Raw genomic sequence first — 23304 nt, 5'->3', positions numbered from 1 at the left:
AATTGCTTTATGAAAGCATTGAATTTGATGTTAAACCTTGTGATGATAATTGAATACTCCAAGGTATAGTTGTATCAAAGAATTTATTTGGTAAGTCAACTTCAACAAAACCATTTGATGGTGTTAAATAGTATGTTTGTGTGACTGGATAAACAAATGATAAAGATGCTGTTGCACTTAAATTTATAACTTCATTTTCTGTTCTATCAGATATATAATTAACTCTTACTTTTCTTGTATTACCTATTACAGATATAGTTTGTAGACTTGTAATAATAAAGTATGTAGCAATTGGTGCTGGTGGAACATAAGTACAACTACCAAAGTTTTCACCACTAACAATATTTGAATAAATTGTTGTTGGTGGGAATTCAGCAATAGATAATTGGAATTGATAATAATTACCAGCCATTACATCAAATGTTACTGTATTAGTATAACCAGTTGCATAAGTAGTACCATTGTAATAATACTGTGGTTCAAGTATTGGTGGTGGTATAGTTCCAAAACTATTAGGGAATCCATAAATTGTTATTGGTGTAGTTGATTCAGCATCTGTAGTATATTCAAGTGTTACTGAACAACCACTTATTGAAATAGAAGTTATAGTAATACCACTTGGTGGAATAACCTCTGGTGCATCAATTCGTTTTTGATAATCAACTTCAATAAGTTCACATCTTGTTATTTTACCATTAGTGAAATTTGAAATTTTATTTACCAAATAATAGCTACCAAGTTGTTTTACATAAATTAGTTTTTTGAAATCAAAATTTTCAATATCACTTGGTTTTAAATAAAAGTCAACTAAAAGTACCTTTGCATTATCAAGTATAGATTCAATTGGTAAATAATAATCATATATAATTTCTTTGAATGATAATCTATCATAGTTTGCAATTGGAAAATTTGAAATAGTTTGAAATACATTTAATTTTTCACTACCTATTTTCATTGATGAACCAACATAATCTTCACTTCTAAGAAAATAATATCTACCAGTTAGTTCTTTATATTTTACTGTATTGTCATCTTTGATTTCTTTATTCCAAAATTTATAAACTCTCTTATCATCACCTATAAATCCAATACCTTTTCCATCATCTGGGGAATAAATTTTTGATTCAATTATTGTAGTTTCATCTTTTAAATTAACATTATTAACTAATATGAATCCATCATTGAATTTTTGATTTTCTTCATTATATCTGTACTTTAAAAAGTTCTTTTGACCATAATTATTTAAAATGTATTTTTCATTGTATGTGCCTTGAAATTTATCTGACCAATCCAGTTGATTTTCACCTTGTAATATTTCATCAAGTGTCAAAAACTCTATATGATTTTCATATTTATCTTTGAACATTGTAAGTCCAAATCTTTGCATAATTTCATTGACAAAATCTTTAACTTGAAAATCAATTAAAGCTTCATTGAAATTTGTTTCATAACCAATAATTAAATCAAGTGAAGTTGTAACTGAACCCATATAACTATTATCAAAATACAATGGTGAATCAAGTAATAGTTTATCATTTACAGCACAACCAAGTATTACACTTTCATTTGCTTGACCATTGATAACTCCCCAAGTTTTTAAAACATTTGATTCTGAAAACAAATAATATCTAACTGAACCATTTGGTTGAGAATTAAGATAATAATTACCTTCTGCTTTTAATCTGAATGACCCATTTTGTTTTATTCTTATATATCCATTTGCATTATCAGCTTCTGGTGTATCAAATGGTTCAGGAAAACATTTTAAAAAAAATGAAAATGTGAACCAATCAGTAGTATTAGAACCAATAGATGAAGCTTGTGATGAAATAGGGGTAACTATTGGTTCATCAGTTGGAACTGGTTTTGGATAGGTCATATATAAGTTGGTGAAACTATCACCACTAAATACTGAACCTGAGTATGTGAAATTTGTAAAAGAAAATACTCTATCCCATATATAACTAACCTTTGCAGATGGAATCTGATAATCAATATTTATATCAATTGTAGTTGTTGTTCCTGAATCTGTATAAGTGTTTTTCCCATTATAATCAGTTATAATGTATTTGTAATTTTTTGTTGTTGATGTAAAACTATCAACTACATTATCTATGTTTTTTATATGGTCAAGTTCAGAAACATCAACATCAGTAATTGTTTTGTTTTCAATAGTTTTAAAGAAGTCAATATTCCCATCATAAACAGTTATTTCATAACTGTTTTCAGTTGATTGATTAATAACTGCCCAACCATTATAGATTATACAATTATTATCAATAAAGTATTTTACATTATTTTTTTGATATGGTTTATTACTACTGTTTCCAACAACATTTAAAAAATCCATAGCCATTATATTATTTGGGGTTTTTGGGATTTTTATATTTTTAGTAAAGTTGGTTTGTCTATTAGATAACATAGCCAAATCATTTACTTGAAGTGTTCTTGAAAATTGAGTTGATGAATTTTCTAATTCTATTAATATATCATTGATATATAATCTTTCATTCATTATAAACTATGTGTGAATAAATCTGGTAATGTTATTGTTACTTCCAATCTATGATTGGAGTTTTTATTATTAAAAGAGAATGAACCATCATTGAGTTTTACACCAATGAATTTTCCATCTTCTAATAGATTAAAAGGTGTTTGATGAATATACATTTCAACTTTAGCAGAACTTAGAATTGAACTTAAGTATTCTTTATCTTCATCTTTTAATGAAGTTTTTAATTTCATACTTGATGTTCCATTTTTCCCAGTTATATTACTTGTGCTTTTTATATTCTGCAAATTGTCATAGTTACCATTTATCTCATCAATTGTTTTGAATAGTTTAGATTCATCATAATATGGTTCAAATAACCAATAAGAATAGCTTCCAAAATCATTGAACCATTTCAAATAAACACCACATTTTGATTCAAATCTTTTGATTCTAATATTTGCTTTTAAAAGGTCATTCACATAAAATTCAACAAGATTTGTAGTTGTGGATAAACCAAGTGCATTATCATTTGCTATTGAACCATCTGATAAATAAAATCTTTTCACTTCATTTGTTGTAGCTGAAAATATTTCAGATTCTGATATGGTAGTAATGTTTTTAAATTGAAAAGTATCACCATTTTGCAATCCATAAAAAGCAAAATCAATTGGATAACCTTCAAAATATGGTAAATGATAATCCAGATAATTAGAAGTAGGTAGTAATACTCTAACATTACTATTAATTGCTGCTTTTTCCTTGTAGTTAATTAACTGTTCAACATTTTTCAAAAACACATAATCCTTTGTAATTGTATCTGCTGTTGTAGTAGTATAAACAACAATGAATGATGAAAGTGATAATGATAGTGTTTCATCATCATATATTGTATCATCATTTAAATCTGGAATGATTTCATCATTAAAATTATTCTGATTGATTAATACTTTTACAATATCCTTATAATTGAAATTAAAGGTGTTGTTGATTGGATATATTCTAAATGGATTTGAATTGATGAATATTTCAGAATATGTTACTCCAGTTAAAGAAGTAGAATATTCAACAATTGAATCATTATAAGCTGGGTTAATATCTAAAAGGTCTTTTTGAAATATAATCATTATTTGTTATCAACTAATTTGGTAATCAATGCTGAAATTTCATTTGTGAATGCATTAACATTGATTTTATTTATCTTTTCAAGAATTGAATCAATTCTTTGTGGTGTTATTACTTGGTCATAAACCAATAAATGGTTTTCTTTATTTGTACCCTTTTCACCAATCTTTCTTGCAATTAAATAAGCAAGTGTTGAAATCTTCATTTTTGATTCAATTGGTGTGATTCCTTTTTGGATAATCCACTTTTCAATAGCTTCAATTGGTGGTTGTTTTCCTTTAATTCTACCAGCCAAATAAACATATCCACTTAAGGTTGCTTTATTAGGTTCATATCTAATTTCTAAACCATTTTCAAATTCTCCAGAAGTTCTTTTACCACTTGCATTATAAGCTTCAATTATATCAGCTTTTAATGCTTCCATTTCTTGTTTTATTATGGCATCATTATCTATAAATTCCATAATAAATTTATTTTGCAGAAAGATTTATTATTAAACCATCGGCATTAAAATCAAAATAATTGATTACTTCAATTGTTTTTAAAAATTGAATATCCAAGTTGTTACAATTGATTCCATCAATTATTAGTTTTTTTGAATCGTCAAGTAATGGTTTAATGTAGTTTTCATATCTGAATTGGTAGGTTTCAGATAAGTTAGATGGTATTACCAACATCAATTTTACATTGTATGTTTGAGATTCAATACCAGCATCTGAGAATCTGCTGTCAATTTCAATAGGTTGAACAAATAGATAGATTTTATTTGGTTCCATATTGTTGTTTAGATTCAAGAAATCTTCTCTACCATATTCAAAAACCCAATCATTATTTTCAGCTATTGATTTTAATAAATCATACATTATTTTTTAACTTGTTTTTTTCTTTGTAATTCAGCAATTTCTCGTTGAATTTTATTCTTTTCCTTATCCATTTTTAATTTTACAAATACAGTTTGATAAGGTAGTTTTTCGATTTCTTCCCATTTAAGAACATCACCGTTTGCAAGTGAATCTAAAAGGTTAAGAACTCCGAATATTGCCATTCTTTCATTGGCATTTACAGCATTGATAAATTCATCTTCAAAATCATCAAACCAGTCTTTGATTTCATTTTCAATGATTTCAATGATTTCAAGTTTCATCTTAGAAATAATACCGTAAAAAGTAGTTATAGTAAAGTTTAAAATATCATTATCTTGAACATCAACTATCATTTTAATTGAATCAATAAGTGATTGAATATTAGATTCAAATAGATTCATTTTTATTTCAAATACTTGATGAAATTTTAAGCTTCTAATATCATTTACTATTAGTGTTTTAGGACGTTTTTTAAACCATTTATGATACCATTTATAACTTGGGTTTGGTATTTCATTTAATGGCTTTAAATGGTCTAAAATTGTTATATATTCTTGGACTTTATCAAAATCATCCAATTCCAAAAAGTCCTTTACTTTATAGTCAATTATCTTCTCCATCTGAAAGTTTTATAACCACCGCTTTTATTTCCAAACTTCATTAAGAAAAAGTATCTTAAGCCATCCAATCCGTGATTAAAATCATCAATTGGAATTGATAAATCTTTACCTTCTTTATCTTTCATCCAAACATAATTTTGGAGTTCTTTAATAAGGTTGGTACTTCTTGATGTTATTTTTATTGGTTGTGATTGTATTAATTGAATACCATAGCTAATTGAATCTTTTCCTTTAACAACTGGTAATACATTTAATCCATATGATTTTAATTCAGCAATTGTTTTTGGTTCAGCTGAATCAGCATATATTATATTGTTTTTCGCATTAGTACCTTTGATTAGATTAGCAAGTTGACTGTTCAATAATCCTTTTTGATAAATGATTTCATCAACAATGATTTCTCCATCATATCTATAAACTGAAACAAGTGCTGTTGGGTCGTTTGTAAACCCAAAATCAATACCTGAACCAAGTAATTCTGCATCATCTGGTAATTCTTCAATTTCTGACCAATCTTTATAAACTGAACCTGATTGAATCCCTAATTGACCAAGCCCCATTACCTTCCATCTATTAGCCCAATATTCAGATGTAAGGGCTTTGGCTTCCATACTTTCAATTTCTGCCTTGATTTTTTCATCTAAATATTCATTATCTCTGAATGTTAGAATTGTAAAATCAACACCTTCTTTACCAATTAATTCAGAATGAGCCCAAAATGATGAAGTAGGGTTGAAGTCAATAAAAGTGAAGTTCTTTGTTCTTATGTTTAATTCATTAAAAGCTTCAAATGATATATTGTTTGCCTCATTTATGAAAAGAATATCCCTTCTTGAACCTCTTAATTTTTTTGAATCATCGGCAGAAAAGAATTCGAATTTGGAATCATTTAAATGATATGTTCTATCAGTTTTATTGTGTGCTGATTCATCATATAATCCCATTGAAGTTATAATATCAATAAAGTCTTTGTAAGCACCTCTTTTAAGTACTGGTATTGATTCTGCAACTATTGATATTTGTAATTTTTTCTTAAGAGAATAAAGAATAAGATATTGAATTATTGAATAAGTTTTACCAGCTGATGTTCCACCTTGAACTACTCGAATAGGAGCATTCAAATAGTAAATTTTACTGAATGCAGTTGATGGTGTGATTTTCATTAAAAACCATAATCTTCTTCTTTGTTATCAGTTGATTCAACTTCTGGTTTTATTTTAATTTGTTTTGGTTTTACTTCTTCAAAATCAACATTGATTAAGTTTTCAATCATCTTCTTTTGTTCAAGATTTGCTGCTGTAATTTGAATGATTTGAGTTTCTTCATTCTTATTGATATTTTCAGTTACTTGTTTAAGGTTATACTCTTCAAATTTTCTTTCTAATATCCAAGCATAACGAACCCAGTAACCTGATTTTTCATTTTTCAAGCTATTTAGCAAAGCTTCTTTTTCATTAATCAAAGCTTCTTGAACTAATTCAATAAATTGTTCACCTAATTCTTCATTTGGTGCGAATTTCCCAGCTTTCCAATTTTTGAAACATCTTGTGGTAATTCTATCTTCAATTGGTAGTTTTTTGTTGACCAGAAAAACAAGGTCTGTATCAGTAAGAAATACAATGTTTCTCTCTTCAAGTACTGATTTTAATGCTGGAATCCATTTTTCCATTTTAAAAGGTCTTCCAACTTTATTTTTATCATTTTGTTCATTCATAATTATTTCTATTTATGGAAATAATACTTCTGAACCAGATGAAAGTAAAGTGATAGGTAATAAAAAAGGGAACTTAATGTTCCCTTTATTCTTCTATTTCTTGATTGTCATTATTGTTTATAATATCACCAAGGTCTTTTTTGAATTCTTTGCCTTTATTGAACATATCTTTGACTAAAACCCATAAAGATTTATTACCAAGTTTCATTGATGTTTGATTAAGTGATTTTAATTCAATGTAGCACCATAAAAGAGTTATTGCTTTTGTGATTAATAGATTTACACCCATAATTGAACCTTCAAAAATGTGTTTGTCAATTAAGTATGCTAAAACAATAGCACCCATATAGAAAAAAGTTTTAACAACAACATTGAATAATAGATTACTTCTAAATGATTTTAATCCGTTTAATTTAATTGTTGTGTAAATGCCAAATACAGTATCTGCACCAACAAATAATGAGCAGATTATAAGGAATGCTTTTATTGGTGTAAGTATGGTAATTACACTAATTAATAGTGAAAATAAGAATGATTTAATTTGAAAATCAAATACATATATATTGTTAAAGTTCATAGTTCTTTTAATAATTAATTTTAATATGTTATTTATGTTTAATTAAAAAAACTATAATTACCGCCACCTTTACGATATTGTAAATTAGTATAAATACCTAAACCACCATTATAATTTAAATTTCTTGTATCATTATAATTTGTTGTTTTCCAGTCTGCAACATTAACCCAACCAAGATTTCCAATACAATCAACATAAAAACTTAAAATTACATTTTCAGTAGTTGCACTTGTTGTAAATGATAATGTTTCCCAATTTCCGTTAGCAGCAGCAGTTGTTGTATTAACTACAGTATCTTCATATATACCTATAAGTGGGTTTCTCTCTAAAATTAATCTTGGTTCACCACCATTATATGCTGTACCATCAGCTAATACTGATTTTCTAACTTTAACTGATATATTACCAGTTTGACCAGATTTAACTGGTATGTTTACTGTGTTTGAAAATGTTTTATAAATTGTAGATGCTGGTGTAAGTCTTAAAGTATTTTTTGAATTATAAAGAATGCTTGTATCAGTTCTTAATTCACCATTACCCTGAATTTCTTTATAATTACCACTTATACCATTGTGTTTAATTGAAGTAATAAATTTTGGTCTATTTGCTGTTGGTTGAAATGATGAGCCCAAATAAATTGATTCAGTTCCATAAAATAAACAGTTTGATAAAATTACATTACCAACACTTAATGAACGTAAACAAGCTAAACTAAAGTGACTATTAACACCATCAGGACGTTTTCCAAAAGTAACATCAGCAATATTTAATGTATCATAATTAATTTGACTATTGTTAAATGCAATTAATCCAATTGAAGTAGTATATGGTGATTTACCACCCCAGATATAACCACCTTTTACAATAAAATTTCCTTGTAAAACACCAGTTGGGTCAAAGTTGTTTGTATTACTATGTAACTTTATATTACTCATCATATGTTTACCAGTTCTATCACCATTTGTTACACCAAATGAAGTCAATCTTACACCAACTGCACAATTAAAAATAAGCCAATTATTTAATTCAATATTTGTGTAAGTAGTACTTACTTGATAACCATATAAAGCACTATACAGTTTATTGTTATTTGATTCAGTTAAAGTACCAGCAAAAAGTCCAGTAGTACCAAACCAACCAGCAATACAAAGATTTACTGCTGATGATATTGAATTATCATTTCCTAAAATAACACTTACACCAGTTGATGAATTAGAACCAATATAAACTGAATTTGTAGATAAACTTGATAAAGAATTTATACTACCAAAATTGAAGAATACACAACTATTTATTGTATTTAATAAGTTTGTATATGCATTTAATTGTGTTACAGCTGTACCAGTTTGCCAAAATGAACAATTTTCAAATGTTAAAATATATGATAATAATGATACATTAGTTGTAATTATTAAACAGTTAGCAAATTCAGCATTTTTAAAATTTGAAGTTGGTGTATTAATATGTTGTAAATTGATTCTGGTTCTAAATGATGTTGTAGTACCTATTTTAATCCTTTTCGATAAGTTAACTATATCAGCTTGTATATATTCAGATGAATCACCATCGTGAAAATAAGTTAATGTATTACAATTTAAAGTTGTACCAGAAGCATCAGCAGTTAAAGTTACTTTTTCATATTGAGTAGTAGTTTTAGTTGTTGATGCAATACCAATCACATCACCATTTTTCCATCCAGTTGAAATATCAGTTGTTAGTGTTGTTGCACTTACAGCTGCATCTGAATTTAATAATGCTCTATGAATAATATTTGTATCACATTTAGTTTCAATTGTTCCATAGTGGAACAATTGATATTGATAATCTGATGAACAATTAAATTCTAATAAAGCAGTAGATGTAATTGGAAATGGAGTGGATGTATTACCAATAGTTAATGTTGAACCTTTTGCAACATACATATCACCATTTAAACGTAATTTATAATTCGTCGAACCAGATACAGCATAAGATAATTTGCCATAACCACCAAGATAAACATTACCAAATAAATCAGTAATTGTATTATTCATTGTTACTGTTGTGGCACTATATACACCAATATTAGTATGTAAACTTGGTATAATCAATGTATCACCTGATGCTGGTGCTTGATTTGTTGATGTAATTAATGCTCTGCTCCAGTTATTAGTAGTTCCATTAGTATAAACTGTACATTGATTAGAACCAGTATTAATAAACATTCTAATATTATAAGCTTCACCAGCAGATAATGTTACATCTGAATCAAATTTAAAATAAACCCATCCAACATATTCTGAATTTATATTACCAGTATTTGGTAAATCACTTAATGAAATAGTTACATCTTTTACAATTGATGAAGTGGTCGCATTATATAATCTCATTGTCATATTAACTGAACCAACACCTTTTATTTGAATTGCAATACCTGAAATTGTAATTGCACCAGTCGTAAAATTTGCTGATGCATTAGTTGTTGTGGTTGTAAGAGTTGTTGAATTAACTCTACTATCTAAATATGAAGTAGAATCAACTAAACCCCAAGTTGAAGCATTTGTAAAATTTCCGTTTTGTATTGCTGTTAATACTGCCATTTATTCAATATATATTTCTTCATTATAATTTAAAGTTTCACTTAATATTTGAACTATTGATTCACATCTTTGAAAAAGTGTGTCACTATCTGGTTCAACATCAAAGCTAATACCTGATAATCTTATAAATTCATCATTATAGTTTATGTTTAAATCATAAACCACTTTATTATTAATTATAGATTTGTTTAATATTTTAACTTGCATATCCTTTAAGTGATAATGTAGCTTTTGTTATATCAGTACAAGAATTAACTGTGAATCTAATAATATCACCTTCATTAATACTTGTAGTCCATCCAGTTAAAGTTGAATCTTGATTTTTTATATCAGATGTTATAAATGGATTATTACCACCAGTAATTGTATCACCACTTGTTGGTGGAAAATTGGAATAAACATCTTTTGTTACACTAATATTTATATCACCTGAAACATCAGCTAATAATGTATAATTAGTAATTATTATATTTTTAGGAATAATTACATCAACATAACTATCTACATCAATATCACTACCACCACCATCAAACGTAGCACCAAATGAAATTTCAACTGAACCAGATGGAGTAGAACCAGATGAAACAGTTGTACGATTTACTGAAATGAATTCAGCATAAATTTCACTTGTTTTAGTGAATTTAAATATTGCAACTTCATTTGGTTGAAGTGTTAAATCACTTTCATCTGGGAATTTCATTACCAAATCAACACTTGGATGATTGTGTGATAAAATAACTTCTAAATTACTTGAATTAGCAATTTTAATTTCTTTTCCAACATATAAGTAAGTATTTAAAAACTCTGTACTTGTTGTAAAACCTTTTACACTTGTTGTACCAGTTGAATAAATTCTAAATGCACTTGATTCATTAATCAGGTTTGGTGCAATATTTCCAGTATCATAAATTGGTATTTCTGTAAATTCCTTTTTTTCTACATATAACAAACCAGTTATTGGAGTAGATGGTGTTCCAATTGCATTATCACTAACTACCATTTGTGTTATATAAACTGAATCAATTGGAATAATAGGAGCAAGTGCAATACCAGTTGTTTCAACTCCAGATATTCTTTGAATTTGATATTCAGCATTACCAATTATTATATCAATTCTTGTATTTCCTGATGATGCAAATGGAACTGATAATACTGTTTCAGTTAGTGTTGAAAATGTTACACCATTAATTAACCATTCAGCATATTCAATTGTTACATCATTTGAATCAACTGATATATCACCAACTGAAACTAATTTTGTTGCATTAATATCTTGAACTATATAGTTAAATTGTTTTGCAAACAACAAAGTTGACAAAGCTGCCATTAATGCAGATTGTGAAGAATATGTTATTCCATTAACTTGAATTTGAGAAAAATGTGTTGAACCTAATAATTGATGATTTGTATCATAAGCATTGTGTACAGCTATATTTGTATCACCTTGCTTTATTATGATAAAGTTCTTTGGATAGGTTAAACCATTTAATTTAAAGTTATTTTGGTTATTAGTTGATTGAAAAATTTGCATTATAGTTTTCTAAATCTAAATCTTCTATTACTTGTTGATTCTCCAGTAATAGAATTATTTTTCCAGTTTGGGAATTTTGATGTATTTGAATTCAAATAGTATCTAATGATTTCAAGTTTTGATGATGCTAATTTTAATTGAAAGTTTGAATAATCTTTTAAAGAATTTCTATCTACTGGTTCACTATTATTATTATGCTTTATAACAGCTCCAAAACCAGTTAAATTAGTGTTTACAACAAGAATATACTTTGCCATAAAATAATCAGCTAAAAGGGCTTTAATTCCATTTTGATAATAACTTACACCACAATAATTAAAGGTTGAACCAGATAATAAATCTTGATAAATTGGATTATCAAGATTTGATAATAAATCAAAATAGAATTTATCACCAAGTGCATCTTTCAAATCGGTTAATTGTGCTTCTTCAATTATTGAAATGATTTTTGTATCACCACTAATTGCATTTGCTGTTTGACCAATATCTTTATAATCTAATAGATTAGATGGTGTTAATATTTGATTCATTTGATGCTGTTTTTTCTATTTTTATTATTGGTGTAATTGTCCAATCATTTGATGGATTAATTGGTAAATGGAATTTTGAGAAAATCAATTGAAAAGCATCTGAAATTTTATTTCTAATAGATTCTTTTTTCTCCCATTGTGTAATTTTTGCTTCTTTTAATAAAGCACCAGATTGACCAAAAATAGAATTATCTGAATCATCAATTAAAATGCTATGAATATCAAATGATTTTCTGATTTTCTCAGCAGCTGAACGTTCAGTATGAATGTATCTTGCATCATCAATATTTGAATCAATATTTTGCACATAAATTTCATCCTTAAGAATATCAGAATTAAGTTTACTTTCTATCAAAAAAACAGTTGCTGCATTTTCACCGCCCATTCCCTTTTTTATACAATCTTCAAATTCTCTGGCTTCATCTTCATCATCAAATGGTTTAGTATGTATAAATTTTACACCAATAAAACCATTTTCTATACCATTGTAAAGGAATTTATCAATTCCGTGTTCATTATAGGATGGTATTATTGCAGCATCTAAATCAGAACTTGAATAAATTTCATTATAATCAGTTGATAGATGTAAAATCTGACCTTTATATTTGTTCCATCCACCAGCAGATTCAACTTGTTTTTCAATGATTTCTGGTTTTGGATTAAATCGGTCAATCAATACAAAATCTTTTTTATCTATCTTTTTATTTTTTTTCTTATCCCAATTATCGTAAACAACAAATTTTCCTGAATAACCAGTAGAATCAGCTTCACCTATCCTTACTCGTTCAGATATTATTAAATCAACACTTATAATTTGGAAAAGTGCATTATAATTAAGGTGTAAAAAAACATTGTTTTGTTTTGCAAATTCCTTAGAACAAACATCAAGTAATTGATTTATATTAAGTTCTTTTTTATTTACAATTAAATTGCTTTTATCTTTTACATTTTGAGTAAAATTAAACCCTTTACCATAAATATTAGAAGCATTTATTTTTATACATTGTTTTGCAGTTACACTTCTACTTGCTAAACTTGAAATGAGCTGAGGATAACAATTATCATCACCCCAATTATGTATTCCATTTATTTGGTCATATTTAATTGATAATCTATTATCAACATCAATTAGTTTTACTTTCATTATTCATTTTCATTTTCTTTTTCGTTATCTTGGATTAAATCCATCCAATTTTCAGGATAAGATTCAAACATTGAAATTCTATTTGGGTTTGCTTTTAAAAATGCAATGCAAGTATCATCATCTGCATTACTATGTGATATGAATTTTCCATTTCCAAAACTGATTTCTACAACACCAATATTTTTTCTTAATTTGAATTTTCCATTGGTTATTATAGATAATTTTTCAACTCCAGATTCAATCAATTTCTTGTAATAAATTGGGAATTTGTCTTTACAAGTTGAACAAGTTTTTGCATTGAAAATGAATTTATAATATTCTATTAATTCAGCTTTTAAATCTTTGTCTAAATTCAAAGATTCAAATGGAATTTCAAGTAAGTTTTTAAGTCTATCTACTGTCATATATTTTAGTTTATTTTAAATAAAAAAGGTAGGTAGTTATTATGAACTACCTACCTTAATTATACTGTTTCAGAGTACTTAAGTAAAGTACTATTGTGCGAATAAATTATTAAACTTAGTTTTAGTTGTTGTATAATCTGTTTCCAAATAAACATTATATGGATATGGTTCACCAAAGTTTTCCACACTTGAAAGAGTGAATAAATAAGAACCATCATTTTCTAATGAAGTTTGTGTACCCTCTGACATTTTAAGTCCATTTGTAACACCTAAAATTTTGTATGCATCAGCTGCATTTTCACCCTTCCATTTTGTTTCAACTACAACAACAAATTCACCAGCTGCTAATTGAGTAATGATTTCAGAATCAGTTGCTGATTGGGTATAAATTCTACCAACAAATGTGTGAGTGAAAGTATCTAAACCATCATTTACTGTAAATTCAGAAGCTGTATTTGCAAGTTGTTTTACAAATGATACTTCATAACCAGTTGCACCTGAAACTAAGCTTAAATTGGTAACAGTAGCACCTGAACGAGTTAATGAAGTTACATCAATATCTGAACGGTTAATTAATACTGCTTTTCCACCATCCAAACCACCTTGTGCTGGGTAAGTTAAGTTACAAGTATCATAAGTGATATTATGAGTTAATTTTTTAATACAAGACATCGTATTATATAGATTTTCTTTTTGTTATTTTTTATTAGGTAATGGGTGCTTTTTACCAGCACCCAATACTTAATGGTTTTTAATATCCAACTGATATTAAGTATCCTTCTAACACTTTAGCATCAAGACTAAATATGTTTTCTGTGTAAACTTTTCTATCTGTTTTATCATACCAGATAGATAATTCTTTGAATTCACCTGAATCAAGTGTACCAACTCTTAAATTATCTGGAGTTGAGAAAACAACTCTATTTGGATAATTATATTTAGTACCGTTGTTAAGAGAAGAAGTAATTATTCTATCCATAAAGTCAGAAACAACAATTTTTCTACCTCTATAAGTCATTACACCATCATTGATAGCTAATTGACCAACTGCATTAAGACCAGCATCTTCAAGTTTATCCAAGAAGTTATCATACATTGATTGAGTTACAATAAATTGTGCATCTGGATGATTTTTTAATCTTGAATCAGATTGATTATATACTTTTCTCATTACTGTTAAAGCTTCACCAGTAGATAATTCTTGTGCTGAATAAGTTGCTCCAGTATTAGCAGCAATAGTTGCTCTTTTAATATCACCAGCAGTTACACCAGCGAAAATTTGTTTCCAAAGACCATCAACTGATTTGAAGTAATTTTTATTTACTGTATTTGTGATTGTACCACCTGATACAATATTTTCAGCATCTTTATCACCAAACCAAACAAGTCTTAATACTGTTTCATCGATTGCTTCAAGTAATCTTGATGCTAACATTTTCACTTCATCAGAAGCTTCAACATCATATTTGTTTGATTTTTGACCAAATGCTTTAAGTAAAGCTGGTAAGTCAGTATTACAGTATGGAATTCTAACTTCTACTTTGTTATTTTCCCAATATTTTTGTGTTGCTACAATTCCAGCATCAGAATCTTGTGCTTCACAACCTTCTGCTGGTAATCCTTGCATACCCATAGCGGATAAAAGCAAGATTTGGGTTTTCATATCAATGCCTTCTTCAATAGAGTGCATTTTTTGAAGTTCAGGGTTTGTAAAAGCAACTTCAAATATTACTTTGCTTAATTCTGCAACTTCTTTTGCAGATAACGTTACGTTATCGAAATTAAAATTTGCCATTTCTTAGGTCATATTTTTTCTTTTTTTATGTTATTTACGTTTGATTGAAAAGGTCTTTTGACCTTCTTTGTTTTCTTTTTTTATTGAACTGATTGGTTCAGTTGTTTGGATTGAAAAATCACTTCCAATTTGTTTTGCTAATACATTGTATTTTGCTTCTATTTCTGCATTTTTCTTTGCTAATGCTTCAATAAGTTCAACCATATCTTTTAAATCTTCTGATTCAACTGCTGCTGGTTCTTCTGTAACTGTTTCTGCTTCACTTGGAGCATCTTTTACTTCTACAATTACACCATCAGCATTGGTTATAACTCTTTTTCCAGTAGATGGAATTTCATATTCCCCAGCACCAACTGTATATTCAACACCTTCATATTCATATTTTACAGTTTCACCAGCTTCAAATGAGGTTGATACAACATCAATTTCCCATTTCATTATTTCTTTAATTACTTCTGCTTTTGTTTCAGGTTCTGAATCATTAATTTGTTCTGCATCTACTTGTTCAGTTGTGTCTTCTTGTGTAGTATCTTCTTCAACTGGTGCGATAATTTCAGTTAAAACACCTTTTTCAAATTTGAAAACACTTGAATCTGGCATTGTGAATTCACCTTCTGCTGGTGAACCATCTACTGTTGCAGTATCATCTTGTACTGGTGAATCAGATTCTGATAATTCTGGAAAAGTGATTGATACACCAGTTGCATCTTGAAGAATCAATTCAGCTTTTATTGCTGGTTTAACACCAAATACAAAGTCTTTAACTTCTTTAAGTGTTTGTTTAATTTCATTCATTAGATTTTCATCTATTAATTCATTGTTATGTAATTTGGCTACTGCCAATTGTACAGGTTGAAGTTGTGTTGCAAATCCCCAATCTAAAGCTTGTTTTGCATCCAAATATGTTTCTGTTGTGAGTAAAGAATGAATAGTTTCTTTATCGATTTCCGTTACTTTAGAATAGAAATCAACTAAATCATCTTCAATAGCTTTTAAGTCTTTTAAAAAGTCTGAAATCACTTGATGAGTGCCTTGTACCTGCATCCAAGGCAAGTGAATCATAATTGCATCAGATGCACCTTCTGGAATGATTCTGGTTGAACCAGCCATAAAGATTTTTGATGCTATCGATAATGCTTTTGTAGTATAAGTGGTAACTGGTTTACCCAGATTTACCAAGTAATTATATATATCATCACCTGAATCAACATAACCACCAATTGAATCTATTTTTACCAAATATGAATCAGCTGTTGATTGTGCTTTTACTTGTTGAACAACATCATTTAATGTAGTTTCAACACCAATTTCACCCGTGATATATATAATTCCTTTCATATATTGGAATTATACTTCTGTATGTAGTGAAAGTAAAGTTCACCTAATAATTGTTAGGGATTATCAAATCAAAAAAAATACCCTACACAAAATGTATAGGGTTTTTTAGGTTTTTTTATCGAACGAAAATTGAAATAAGAATATCAATTATCATTAAAACTACAACAATTAAGTTGAAAGATTTTGTTTTCAAATTTTTGATTTTTTTGGTTAATAAACTTGAAGGTCACAATGACCACTTTTTGCTTTTAAGGTTTTGAATTTTAATTCGCTGTTTCTCTATCTTCTTTAAATTCAAATGTTACCACCTCACAAGTTGGGGATACACCCTTCCAATCATTTTTATAATAAGAAGTATCTATACCCAGATTGAAATTATAATTCAAACCAGTTTCTCTAATAAACTTTTCTACTTTTCTTGGAACTGATAATTCATAAGGATTATAACCTTTAGATTTCAATCTTAAATCCATAAACATCTTGTTACCTGAATATCTGAATGGAGTAGAAACTTGTGGTACAATGAATGAACCATAATCAGCTATTTTTGAACCAATTTCAATTGTGATTAAATCAAATTCAGAACCTTTATAATCAAGTTTGGTTTTAAAATCTGAATCCAATCCAGTTTTAATTTTACCAAAAGGTGGATTTGATATTACTTGGTCAAAGTGACCAAATTTTTCATATTCTAAAATTGATGCATTAATCCAGTTTGCTTCTGGTAATAGTTTTTTTCCAACTTCAACATATTGAGGATTTAATTCAACACAAGTAATATCAGTACATTTATTATAGTGATAAGCGTAAAATGATAACATTCCAATCCCAGCACATAAATCAATTGTTTTGGCATTGTCATAAAGTGTAAGTGAAAAATCTGCTGCAAAATTGACTGGTGTAAAAAATGCTCCAGCTTCTGAATTTAGACTATTTGCACTTTCATTCCATTTTTCAAAAACAGTTACTTTTTCATCAAAAGTTAGGTGGTCTTTTTTGAGTAATTCAACTGCAATATTGTGTTCTTTGATTTGTTGTTTGGTAAGTTTTGCCAATTCATATTGGATTTAGTTTAGTGTTATATGCTTGTTTCTAAAAAGTAATCTGCTCTGTTTTTCCAACCTTTGAAAAACTTCTTTTGAGTTTCATTTTTATCAACAATCTTTTGATATACCATCATTCTTTGGTAATACAATGTTTCTTTGTCTAAGTTCTTTAAAGCAGCTTTTGTCTTTTCACCTATAATTCCATCGGCTTTTAACTTTAACGCTCTTTGAGCACATTTAATTGCTGTTTTAACGCCCATATTGAAAGCCATATCAAATAACATAGCTTGACAATCTTCTTTGACTAATTGAAGCTTAATTGGAACGCAATAATTGAAGTAAGCTATTTCAGAAGCTTTTTCAAGTGTCATTTTTTTAAATTCGTCTAATGATTGAAAATGACTTTTATTAAAATTGTATGCTATTCCATACTTGGTGTACCCACCAGCATCATCAGCAACTTTATGTAGTTTTTCGCCCCCTTCCCAGAAAAGGGTTTTGGAAAAAATTAATTGGAATCTTTGTTTATTCATTTGGATAACATTTTTCCAAATGATATTTCCAATGTTAACAGAAGTAAAGTGTATTTTAATAATAAAGGGGGCAAAGCCCCCTCAAATAGAAATTGGATTAATTTTTATAATGGTCGCTTCGCTCCCTTGAAGAAAATTGGATAAGATTTTTTTATTATTTGGTCGCTTTGCTCCCAAAAATTAGTTGGATATGATTTAAATAAAAGAAAATAAAAAAATAGGGTTGCACCCAATTGAAAAATTGAGTATTTTATAAAATAGTATATTAATATTATATAGTTATATAATTAATTATAGTTATTTAATTTATTATAGTATTATAATTTACTTTAGTTATTTAATTTCTTTAGTAATATAATTTAGTATAGTAATATCTGTCTAACCAGTCCAAAAAAAGACTAACCAGTCCAAAAAAAGACTGTACAGTCCAAAAATGGACAAACCAGTCTAAAAAAAGACTACCCAGTCCAAAAATGGACAAGCTTGTCCAAAAAAAGACTGTACAGTCCAATTTATTTTAAAGTTATTTTCAATCTAAATATTGACAATGTAATTTTTTTTGTATATATTTTATCAAAAGTTGGTCTTTTTTCAAAATCCAACATATTTATTAATGTAGTCAGAAATGATTACCTCGGTGCTGGGGAGTAATTACCCCCAGCTTCTCTTACCGAGAGAAGCCCAAATAAAATAACGAGAGAATAAAAATATTATGAATGACTTCTCCAAACATCAAAACAACTTACCACGATGCATTATTTTATGCAACTGCAACAATTAATGAAAAACAAGATTTTCATTTAACACCAGCTGAATATAGATTATTTCTTAAGCTGATTCATTATTCACAAAAAAAGGAAAATATTACTTGGTCTTCTGATAATATTGGAAAACATTTATTCACTTCACCAACTGGAATTGATAAATTAATCCAACGTCTTAAACAAAAAGGATACTTAAATATTTCAACAACTCAAAAAGCTGAAAAAGTAAAATTAAGAACCATTTTCATCAATTGGGATAGAATAATTGAAGTAAATGAATTAGCTGTTAATTACAATAATTCATTAATTGAAGATGAACTTATAATTGAAGATGAACTTATAATTGAAGATGAACTTATAATTGAAGATGAACCAATCTTTGGTGTTTATCCTGAACAAAATAATGAGTTCACCAAATTGTATGAACAAGCTGAACAAGTCATTGAATCAATTCCAATTGTAGATGAAAATGAAATTCAATATGATTATGATGCAATGCTTCAACTATCTTTGATAAATCAAGATTTAATTTCAATGATTAAAACAAAGTTTGGTGATGAAAAGCCATCAGATGATTATCTTGAAGGAACTTATCATTATGTTGTAAAAGACAGTAGTAATCTTTTCCAATGTTATAGGTCAATTTTCAGTAAGCTTTACAGAACATAAATTAGGTCTGGATTTGCTGAAAAATCAAAATCAAGTTTACCCATTTCTTTTAATTCAAATAATGAAACATTGATTTTATCAATTCCAACATCATCTAATTTTCTTAAAAGCAAATCTTTATGAATTGATTTTGGTTCACCATCCAATCCAATAAAAAATTTGTGTGCTTCTTCTATTGTATCTAAAATTCGAGTTTTGGTATCCATAGCAAATATTTTTAGCAATTATTGAATGTAAAATTAAACATTAACACCTTGTAAACAAAGGATTTGTTAGGGTTGACGAAAATTTTTTGCCTTAATATAGCATTAAGTTAAGTCTTTTTTCAATTTTGATGATATTTATTATAAAAGATAAATATGAATGAGCAAAAATTTGAAAAAGCTGGGGATAATGAAAGACAAAAAATGACCCAATTATTTAATAAGTTTGGAGTAACTCAATTCCAATTTACTGAATCAAAATCATACGATAGGATAGAAGGTTATTATACTGGAACAACTGGGAATGAATATGTATTTGAAGTGAAGTGTAGAAAAGTTGGTTCAACTGATTTTAATGAAACAATAATTGATAAAAGTAAAGTTGATGCAGTTATTGATGAATCAAAAAAATCAAATCATAAACCAATTCTATTTTTCTTTTTCAATGATGAAAAATGTATGTATCAAAAAATAAATGAAGATGATTATTTTCTGGTTCTTAAACATAATGCACCATTAACAACAATGGGAATTAATAAAATGGTTGAAAAGGAAATGATACATTTCTTTATCAATCCAAATCAAATAATAGAATTAAACTAATGGAAAAAGAAAATACCAAACCAAAAGCTATTACAAAAAGTGAAGACGAATTAAAAGCTGAAAAGTTTTTAAAATTACTTGATGAATTTTTCAAATCGATTTAAAATAGATTCATTATTTTATTTCAAATCCATCAAAATTGTAAACATCATCAAGCTGTTTTAAAATACTTCTAATAACATTTTTGTTTATTTCAACATAACTATCAATATTAATATAGACTATATCAGTAGTTATAACACAAATAATATGGTTAATATAACCTATTGTATCAATTTTTGATTTAAAATATTCCCATATTTTTTCATTAGCAGCTGTATGATAACTTAAGCTATTTTCATCGATTTTTATATAAACATTGAAAGTTTGTTTAAATTCTTCGGATTCTAAAATTTCTAAAAAAGTATTAAGGTCATCTTTTAATGAGTTGACCAAATAAAAAAATAGAATTAGTGAAAAATCATAATGAATTTTAATTGTATTTTCTTCATTAATTACGCAATTTCCATTAAAATAATTTTGATTATAAAATTGATTTTTGTGTGTATCCTTAAAAAAACCTCCAAAAGGAATTTCTGAAAATTTAAGTAGAAACTCTAATTTTTCACCTTCAAAAATCATTAAATTGTTTGGGTAAACATAATATAAATCTATATATTGACGATTGTAATTTTGGAATCTATTTGATAAATTTTGATAAGCAATTGAAATTTGATTAAATATTTTTTTTTCCATTTTTCTTTTTTTATTTATTTACATTGAACAAGTTTTCATTTCTAATAAAACCATATGGGAATTCTAAATCACCATCAATTACTCTAACCCAAAGCCAAGTTTTATATTTTTTGATTACTTTGATTTTAGTGCCAGCTTTAATTTCACAAATACTTTTAGAATTGTTTCTTCTTTGGGTTTTTAATTGTTTTGAAACATCACTAACATAAATTGAACCTATTTTAATTTCACCAGCATTTTCAAAATAATTAATATTATTAGTTTCATATGTTATGTTTGTAACATTATTTATTGTTTTTACTTCATCGTTAGATATAACTTTGATTATAATCCAAGTTGCAATTAATGTTGAAATAATATTACTAATTGTAGTAACAAAAAAATCTTTTAAAACTTTAGAATTTTTTAATGAATCTATTTTAATAATAAATGAATCAAATAAATCATAAATATTGCTAAGTGAATTTGAATTAATATTTTTAATTTCTTCAAGTAATAGATTTGTTTCGTCAATAATTTCACTAACAACTTCTTCTGATGAATTAGATTCAATTTCCATTTCTAAAGCAATATTCAAAGCATCTGGTAATGTATTATTTTCAAAACCTATTGATGAAGTGAAATTTTGAAAATTTTCATTAAACATTTCAATTTTATGGGATTTGAATTCCCAATTTTTTAATTCATTTAATCTTTGTCCAATTGAACCATAATTTTCAAAATATGTTGGGAAATTATTCTTCCAATCGTATTTACTTATTGCTTCTATTGAATTTCCACTAATAGCTTTTAGTATTGCTTTATTATTATCTTCTTGATTTGATTTAAAATATGACAAATGTTTTATTAAATCATTCGTTGTTATGCTTAATGGTGATAATTGTTTAAGGATGCTGCTTACATTATTATCGATTTCACTTATTTGTTGACTAAGCGAACCAGCTATAAACATATTAGTTGAAGAATTAATTTGTTTATTTAAACTTTCAGAAATACTAATTGCTTGTTTATAAAAAGGACTATCTAATTTATTATTTACAAGTTCTTGACTTTTTATAATAGATTTTAAAAAAGAATTGTTATCAAACATATTATTTTATTAAAGTTTATAGTTTCTACTAAACTGTAAAACTTACTAAATTAGGTTTATAATTTGAAAAACCAAAACATAAATTTGAACTTAATGAAAAATGAAATAAAAACTTTTTAAAAGCATTAGATGAATTTTTCAAATCCATTTAATACTTTTAGAGTTATTAAAATGGATAAATGGAAATACTTAACTCTTTTTGTACAGAATATTTAAATCTTTTTACAATTATATCTTCAATTGCAACTGCAATAGCCGTTGGAATCGGATTATATACTTTAGTTGAAGTTAGAAAGCAAAGAGAAAGTACTTATAAACCACAGCTTATTATAGAAGAATTTAGTTTTGGTTTAGATACTATAAATTACCCTTACAAGATTCATTTTTATGATTCAAATAAAATTTTAGGTATTCCAACTGAACCATCAAATAAAATAAACTTAAATTGTTTAAATATTGGATTTGCAACTGCAAGTAATGTTAAGTTTAAGTTTGGGTGTGATATTGAAAAGTATGTGAAAATTATAAAGAAATTTAATAATGAATTTGTAGCAAATGGAAATCCTAATAATTTTGATATAATCAAATTGAGTTACTCAAAGAATCAAAACTTAATATTAGGTGAATCTATTAAATATCCATCTGAAATTTATTTGAATCATACAGAATATGGTAATAATTTAAAATTCGATTATTTTTTACCAGTAACTATTGACTCTAATCCTATCAGAATAGAAATTCCATATTTTATTTTATATCTCTTTAAAGTTCTTTTTTATTATTCATTAAATTCTAAATTTAAAGTAAAGACTAATTTTAGTTTTTACTTAGAAACAACTTATTTGGATATTGCAAATAAAAGACACTTTAAAAAGTTTAATTTTAATATTAATCCAGTATTTAATGGTAGTAAGATTTTTAAGTTTAATGTTGACATTGATTAAACTTGA

The 23304-nt window shown here is 27.0% G+C and carries 24 protein-coding genes; 3 read left to right on the top strand and 21 right to left on the bottom strand.

Annotated elements, in window-relative coordinates; all coding sequences use genetic code 11:
• Positions 1 to 7 precede the first annotated feature (7 nt).
• The 18 genes from RN605_RS04755 to RN605_RS04670 form a co-directional block, all read right to left on the bottom strand.
• Positions 8 to 2515, bottom strand: coding sequence for a hypothetical protein (locus RN605_RS04755; RefSeq protein ID WP_313322676.1), 2508 nt, complete (start codon positions 2513 to 2515; stop codon positions 8 to 10).
• Positions 2515 to 3618, bottom strand: a complete 1104-nt coding sequence (locus tag RN605_RS04750; protein WP_313322675.1) for a hypothetical protein — start codon at positions 3616 to 3618, stop codon at positions 2515 to 2517. The genes RN605_RS04755 and RN605_RS04750 overlap by 1 nt, the downstream gene beginning before the upstream one ends.
• Complete coding sequence (locus tag RN605_RS04745; RefSeq protein ID WP_313322673.1) at positions 3618 to 4079, bottom strand: hypothetical protein; 462 nt, start codon at positions 4077 to 4079, stop codon at positions 3618 to 3620. Before RN605_RS04745 ends, RN605_RS04750 begins: the two co-directional genes overlap by 1 nt.
• 7 nt (positions 4080 to 4086) lie before the next feature.
• Positions 4087 to 4479, bottom strand: coding sequence for a hypothetical protein (locus tag RN605_RS04740; protein WP_313322671.1), 393 nt, complete (start codon positions 4477 to 4479; stop codon positions 4087 to 4089).
• Positions 4479 to 5099 (bottom strand): hypothetical protein, encoded by a 621-nt coding sequence (locus tag RN605_RS04735; protein WP_313322670.1) that lies wholly within the window; start codon positions 5097 to 5099, stop codon positions 4479 to 4481. The genes RN605_RS04740 and RN605_RS04735 overlap by 1 nt, the downstream gene beginning before the upstream one ends.
• Positions 5087 to 6262 carry a PBSX family phage terminase large subunit gene (locus RN605_RS04730; RefSeq protein WP_313322668.1) on the bottom strand — a complete coding sequence of 392 codons (1176 nt, stop codon included), beginning with the start codon at positions 6260 to 6262 and terminating at the stop codon, positions 5087 to 5089. Before RN605_RS04730 ends, RN605_RS04735 begins: the two co-directional genes overlap by 13 nt.
• Entirely contained in the window at positions 6262 to 6813 is a 552-nt protein-coding gene (locus RN605_RS04725; protein ID WP_313322666.1) for a hypothetical protein, read from the bottom strand. Before RN605_RS04725 ends, RN605_RS04730 begins: the two co-directional genes overlap by 1 nt.
• Before the next feature lie 85 nt (positions 6814 to 6898).
• Positions 6899 to 7390: a phage holin family protein gene (locus RN605_RS04720; protein ID WP_313322665.1), complete on the bottom strand. Its 492-nt coding sequence runs from the start codon at positions 7388 to 7390 to the stop codon at positions 6899 to 6901.
• Positions 7391 to 7428: 38 nt separating this feature from the next.
• Positions 7429 to 9969, bottom strand: a complete 2541-nt coding sequence (locus RN605_RS04715) for a hypothetical protein (RefSeq protein ID WP_313322664.1) — start codon at positions 9967 to 9969, stop codon at positions 7429 to 7431.
• Between the two features lie 196 nt (positions 9970 to 10165).
• The gene (locus RN605_RS04710) at positions 10166 to 11500 is read right to left on the bottom strand and encodes a hypothetical protein (RefSeq protein ID WP_313322662.1); all 1335 of its coding nucleotides are present in this window, start codon (positions 11498 to 11500) and stop codon (positions 10166 to 10168) included.
• Positions 11500 to 12030, bottom strand: a complete 531-nt coding sequence (locus RN605_RS04705) for a DUF6712 family protein (protein WP_313322660.1) — start codon at positions 12028 to 12030, stop codon at positions 11500 to 11502. Before RN605_RS04705 ends, RN605_RS04710 begins: the two co-directional genes overlap by 1 nt.
• Positions 12005 to 13174: a hypothetical protein gene (locus RN605_RS04700; protein WP_313322659.1), complete on the bottom strand. Its 1170-nt coding sequence runs from the start codon at positions 13172 to 13174 to the stop codon at positions 12005 to 12007. Before RN605_RS04700 ends, RN605_RS04705 begins: the two co-directional genes overlap by 26 nt.
• A complete protein-coding gene (locus tag RN605_RS04695) occupies positions 13174 to 13578 on the bottom strand; it encodes a hypothetical protein (protein ID WP_313322657.1) in 405 nt (134 codons plus the stop codon). The genes RN605_RS04700 and RN605_RS04695 overlap by 1 nt, the downstream gene beginning before the upstream one ends.
• A gap of 90 nt (positions 13579 to 13668) precedes the next feature.
• Complete coding sequence (locus RN605_RS04690; protein ID WP_313322655.1) at positions 13669 to 14250, bottom strand: hypothetical protein; 582 nt, start codon at positions 14248 to 14250, stop codon at positions 13669 to 13671.
• Positions 14251 to 14329: 79 nt separating this feature from the next.
• Positions 14330 to 15373 carry a hypothetical protein gene (locus RN605_RS04685; RefSeq protein ID WP_313322654.1) on the bottom strand — a complete coding sequence of 348 codons (1044 nt, stop codon included), beginning with the start codon at positions 15371 to 15373 and terminating at the stop codon, positions 14330 to 14332.
• Positions 15374 to 15403: 30 nt separating this feature from the next.
• Positions 15404 to 16711 carry a Clp protease ClpP gene (locus tag RN605_RS04680; protein ID WP_313322652.1) on the bottom strand — a complete coding sequence of 436 codons (1308 nt, stop codon included), beginning with the start codon at positions 16709 to 16711 and terminating at the stop codon, positions 15404 to 15406.
• A 263-nt stretch (positions 16712 to 16974) separates the two neighbouring features.
• Complete coding sequence (locus RN605_RS04675; RefSeq protein WP_313322650.1) at positions 16975 to 17766, bottom strand: methyltransferase; 792 nt, start codon at positions 17764 to 17766, stop codon at positions 16975 to 16977.
• A gap of 23 nt (positions 17767 to 17789) precedes the next feature.
• Positions 17790 to 18290 carry a glycoside hydrolase family 108 protein gene (locus RN605_RS04670; RefSeq protein WP_313322648.1) on the bottom strand — a complete coding sequence of 167 codons (501 nt, stop codon included), beginning with the start codon at positions 18288 to 18290 and terminating at the stop codon, positions 17790 to 17792.
• Between the two features lie 716 nt (positions 18291 to 19006).
• On the opposite strand from RN605_RS04670, the gene RN605_RS04665 reads away from it, so the two are divergent.
• Entirely contained in the window at positions 19007 to 19723 is a 717-nt protein-coding gene (locus RN605_RS04665) for a hypothetical protein (protein ID WP_313322646.1), read from the top strand.
• Here the strand turns inward: RN605_RS04665 and RN605_RS04660 are convergent.
• Positions 19711 to 19929, bottom strand: a complete 219-nt coding sequence (locus RN605_RS04660; protein WP_313322644.1) for a hypothetical protein — start codon at positions 19927 to 19929, stop codon at positions 19711 to 19713. The genes RN605_RS04665 and RN605_RS04660 overlap by 13 nt on opposite strands.
• 153 nt (positions 19930 to 20082) lie before the next feature.
• Here RN605_RS04660 and RN605_RS04655 point away from each other — a divergent pair, with 153 nt between their 5' ends.
• On the top strand, positions 20083 to 20529 hold the full coding sequence (locus RN605_RS04655) for a hypothetical protein (RefSeq protein WP_313322642.1): 447 nt from the start codon (positions 20083 to 20085) through the stop codon (positions 20527 to 20529).
• Positions 20530 to 20643: 114 nt separating this feature from the next.
• Here the strand turns inward: RN605_RS04655 and RN605_RS04650 are convergent, their stop codons facing one another.
• Positions 20644 to 21264 (bottom strand): hypothetical protein, encoded by a 621-nt coding sequence (locus tag RN605_RS04650; RefSeq protein ID WP_313322640.1) that lies wholly within the window; start codon positions 21262 to 21264, stop codon positions 20644 to 20646.
• A gap of 10 nt (positions 21265 to 21274) precedes the next feature.
• Complete coding sequence (locus RN605_RS04645; protein WP_313322638.1) at positions 21275 to 22354, bottom strand: hypothetical protein; 1080 nt, start codon at positions 22352 to 22354, stop codon at positions 21275 to 21277.
• A 179-nt stretch (positions 22355 to 22533) separates the two neighbouring features.
• Here RN605_RS04645 and RN605_RS04640 point away from each other — a divergent pair, with 179 nt between their 5' ends.
• Positions 22534 to 23298 carry a hypothetical protein gene (locus RN605_RS04640; protein WP_313322635.1) on the top strand — a complete coding sequence of 255 codons (765 nt, stop codon included), beginning with the start codon at positions 22534 to 22536 and terminating at the stop codon, positions 23296 to 23298.
• The last annotated feature ends 6 nt before the right edge of the window (positions 23299 to 23304 follow it).

This window comes from Flavobacterium sp. PMTSA4 (genome assembly GCF_032098525.1).
GTDB classification, from domain to species: domain Bacteria; phylum Bacteroidota; class Bacteroidia; order Flavobacteriales; family Flavobacteriaceae; genus Flavobacterium; species Flavobacterium capsici.
This window is presented reverse-complemented; position numbering and strand designations above follow the sequence as displayed.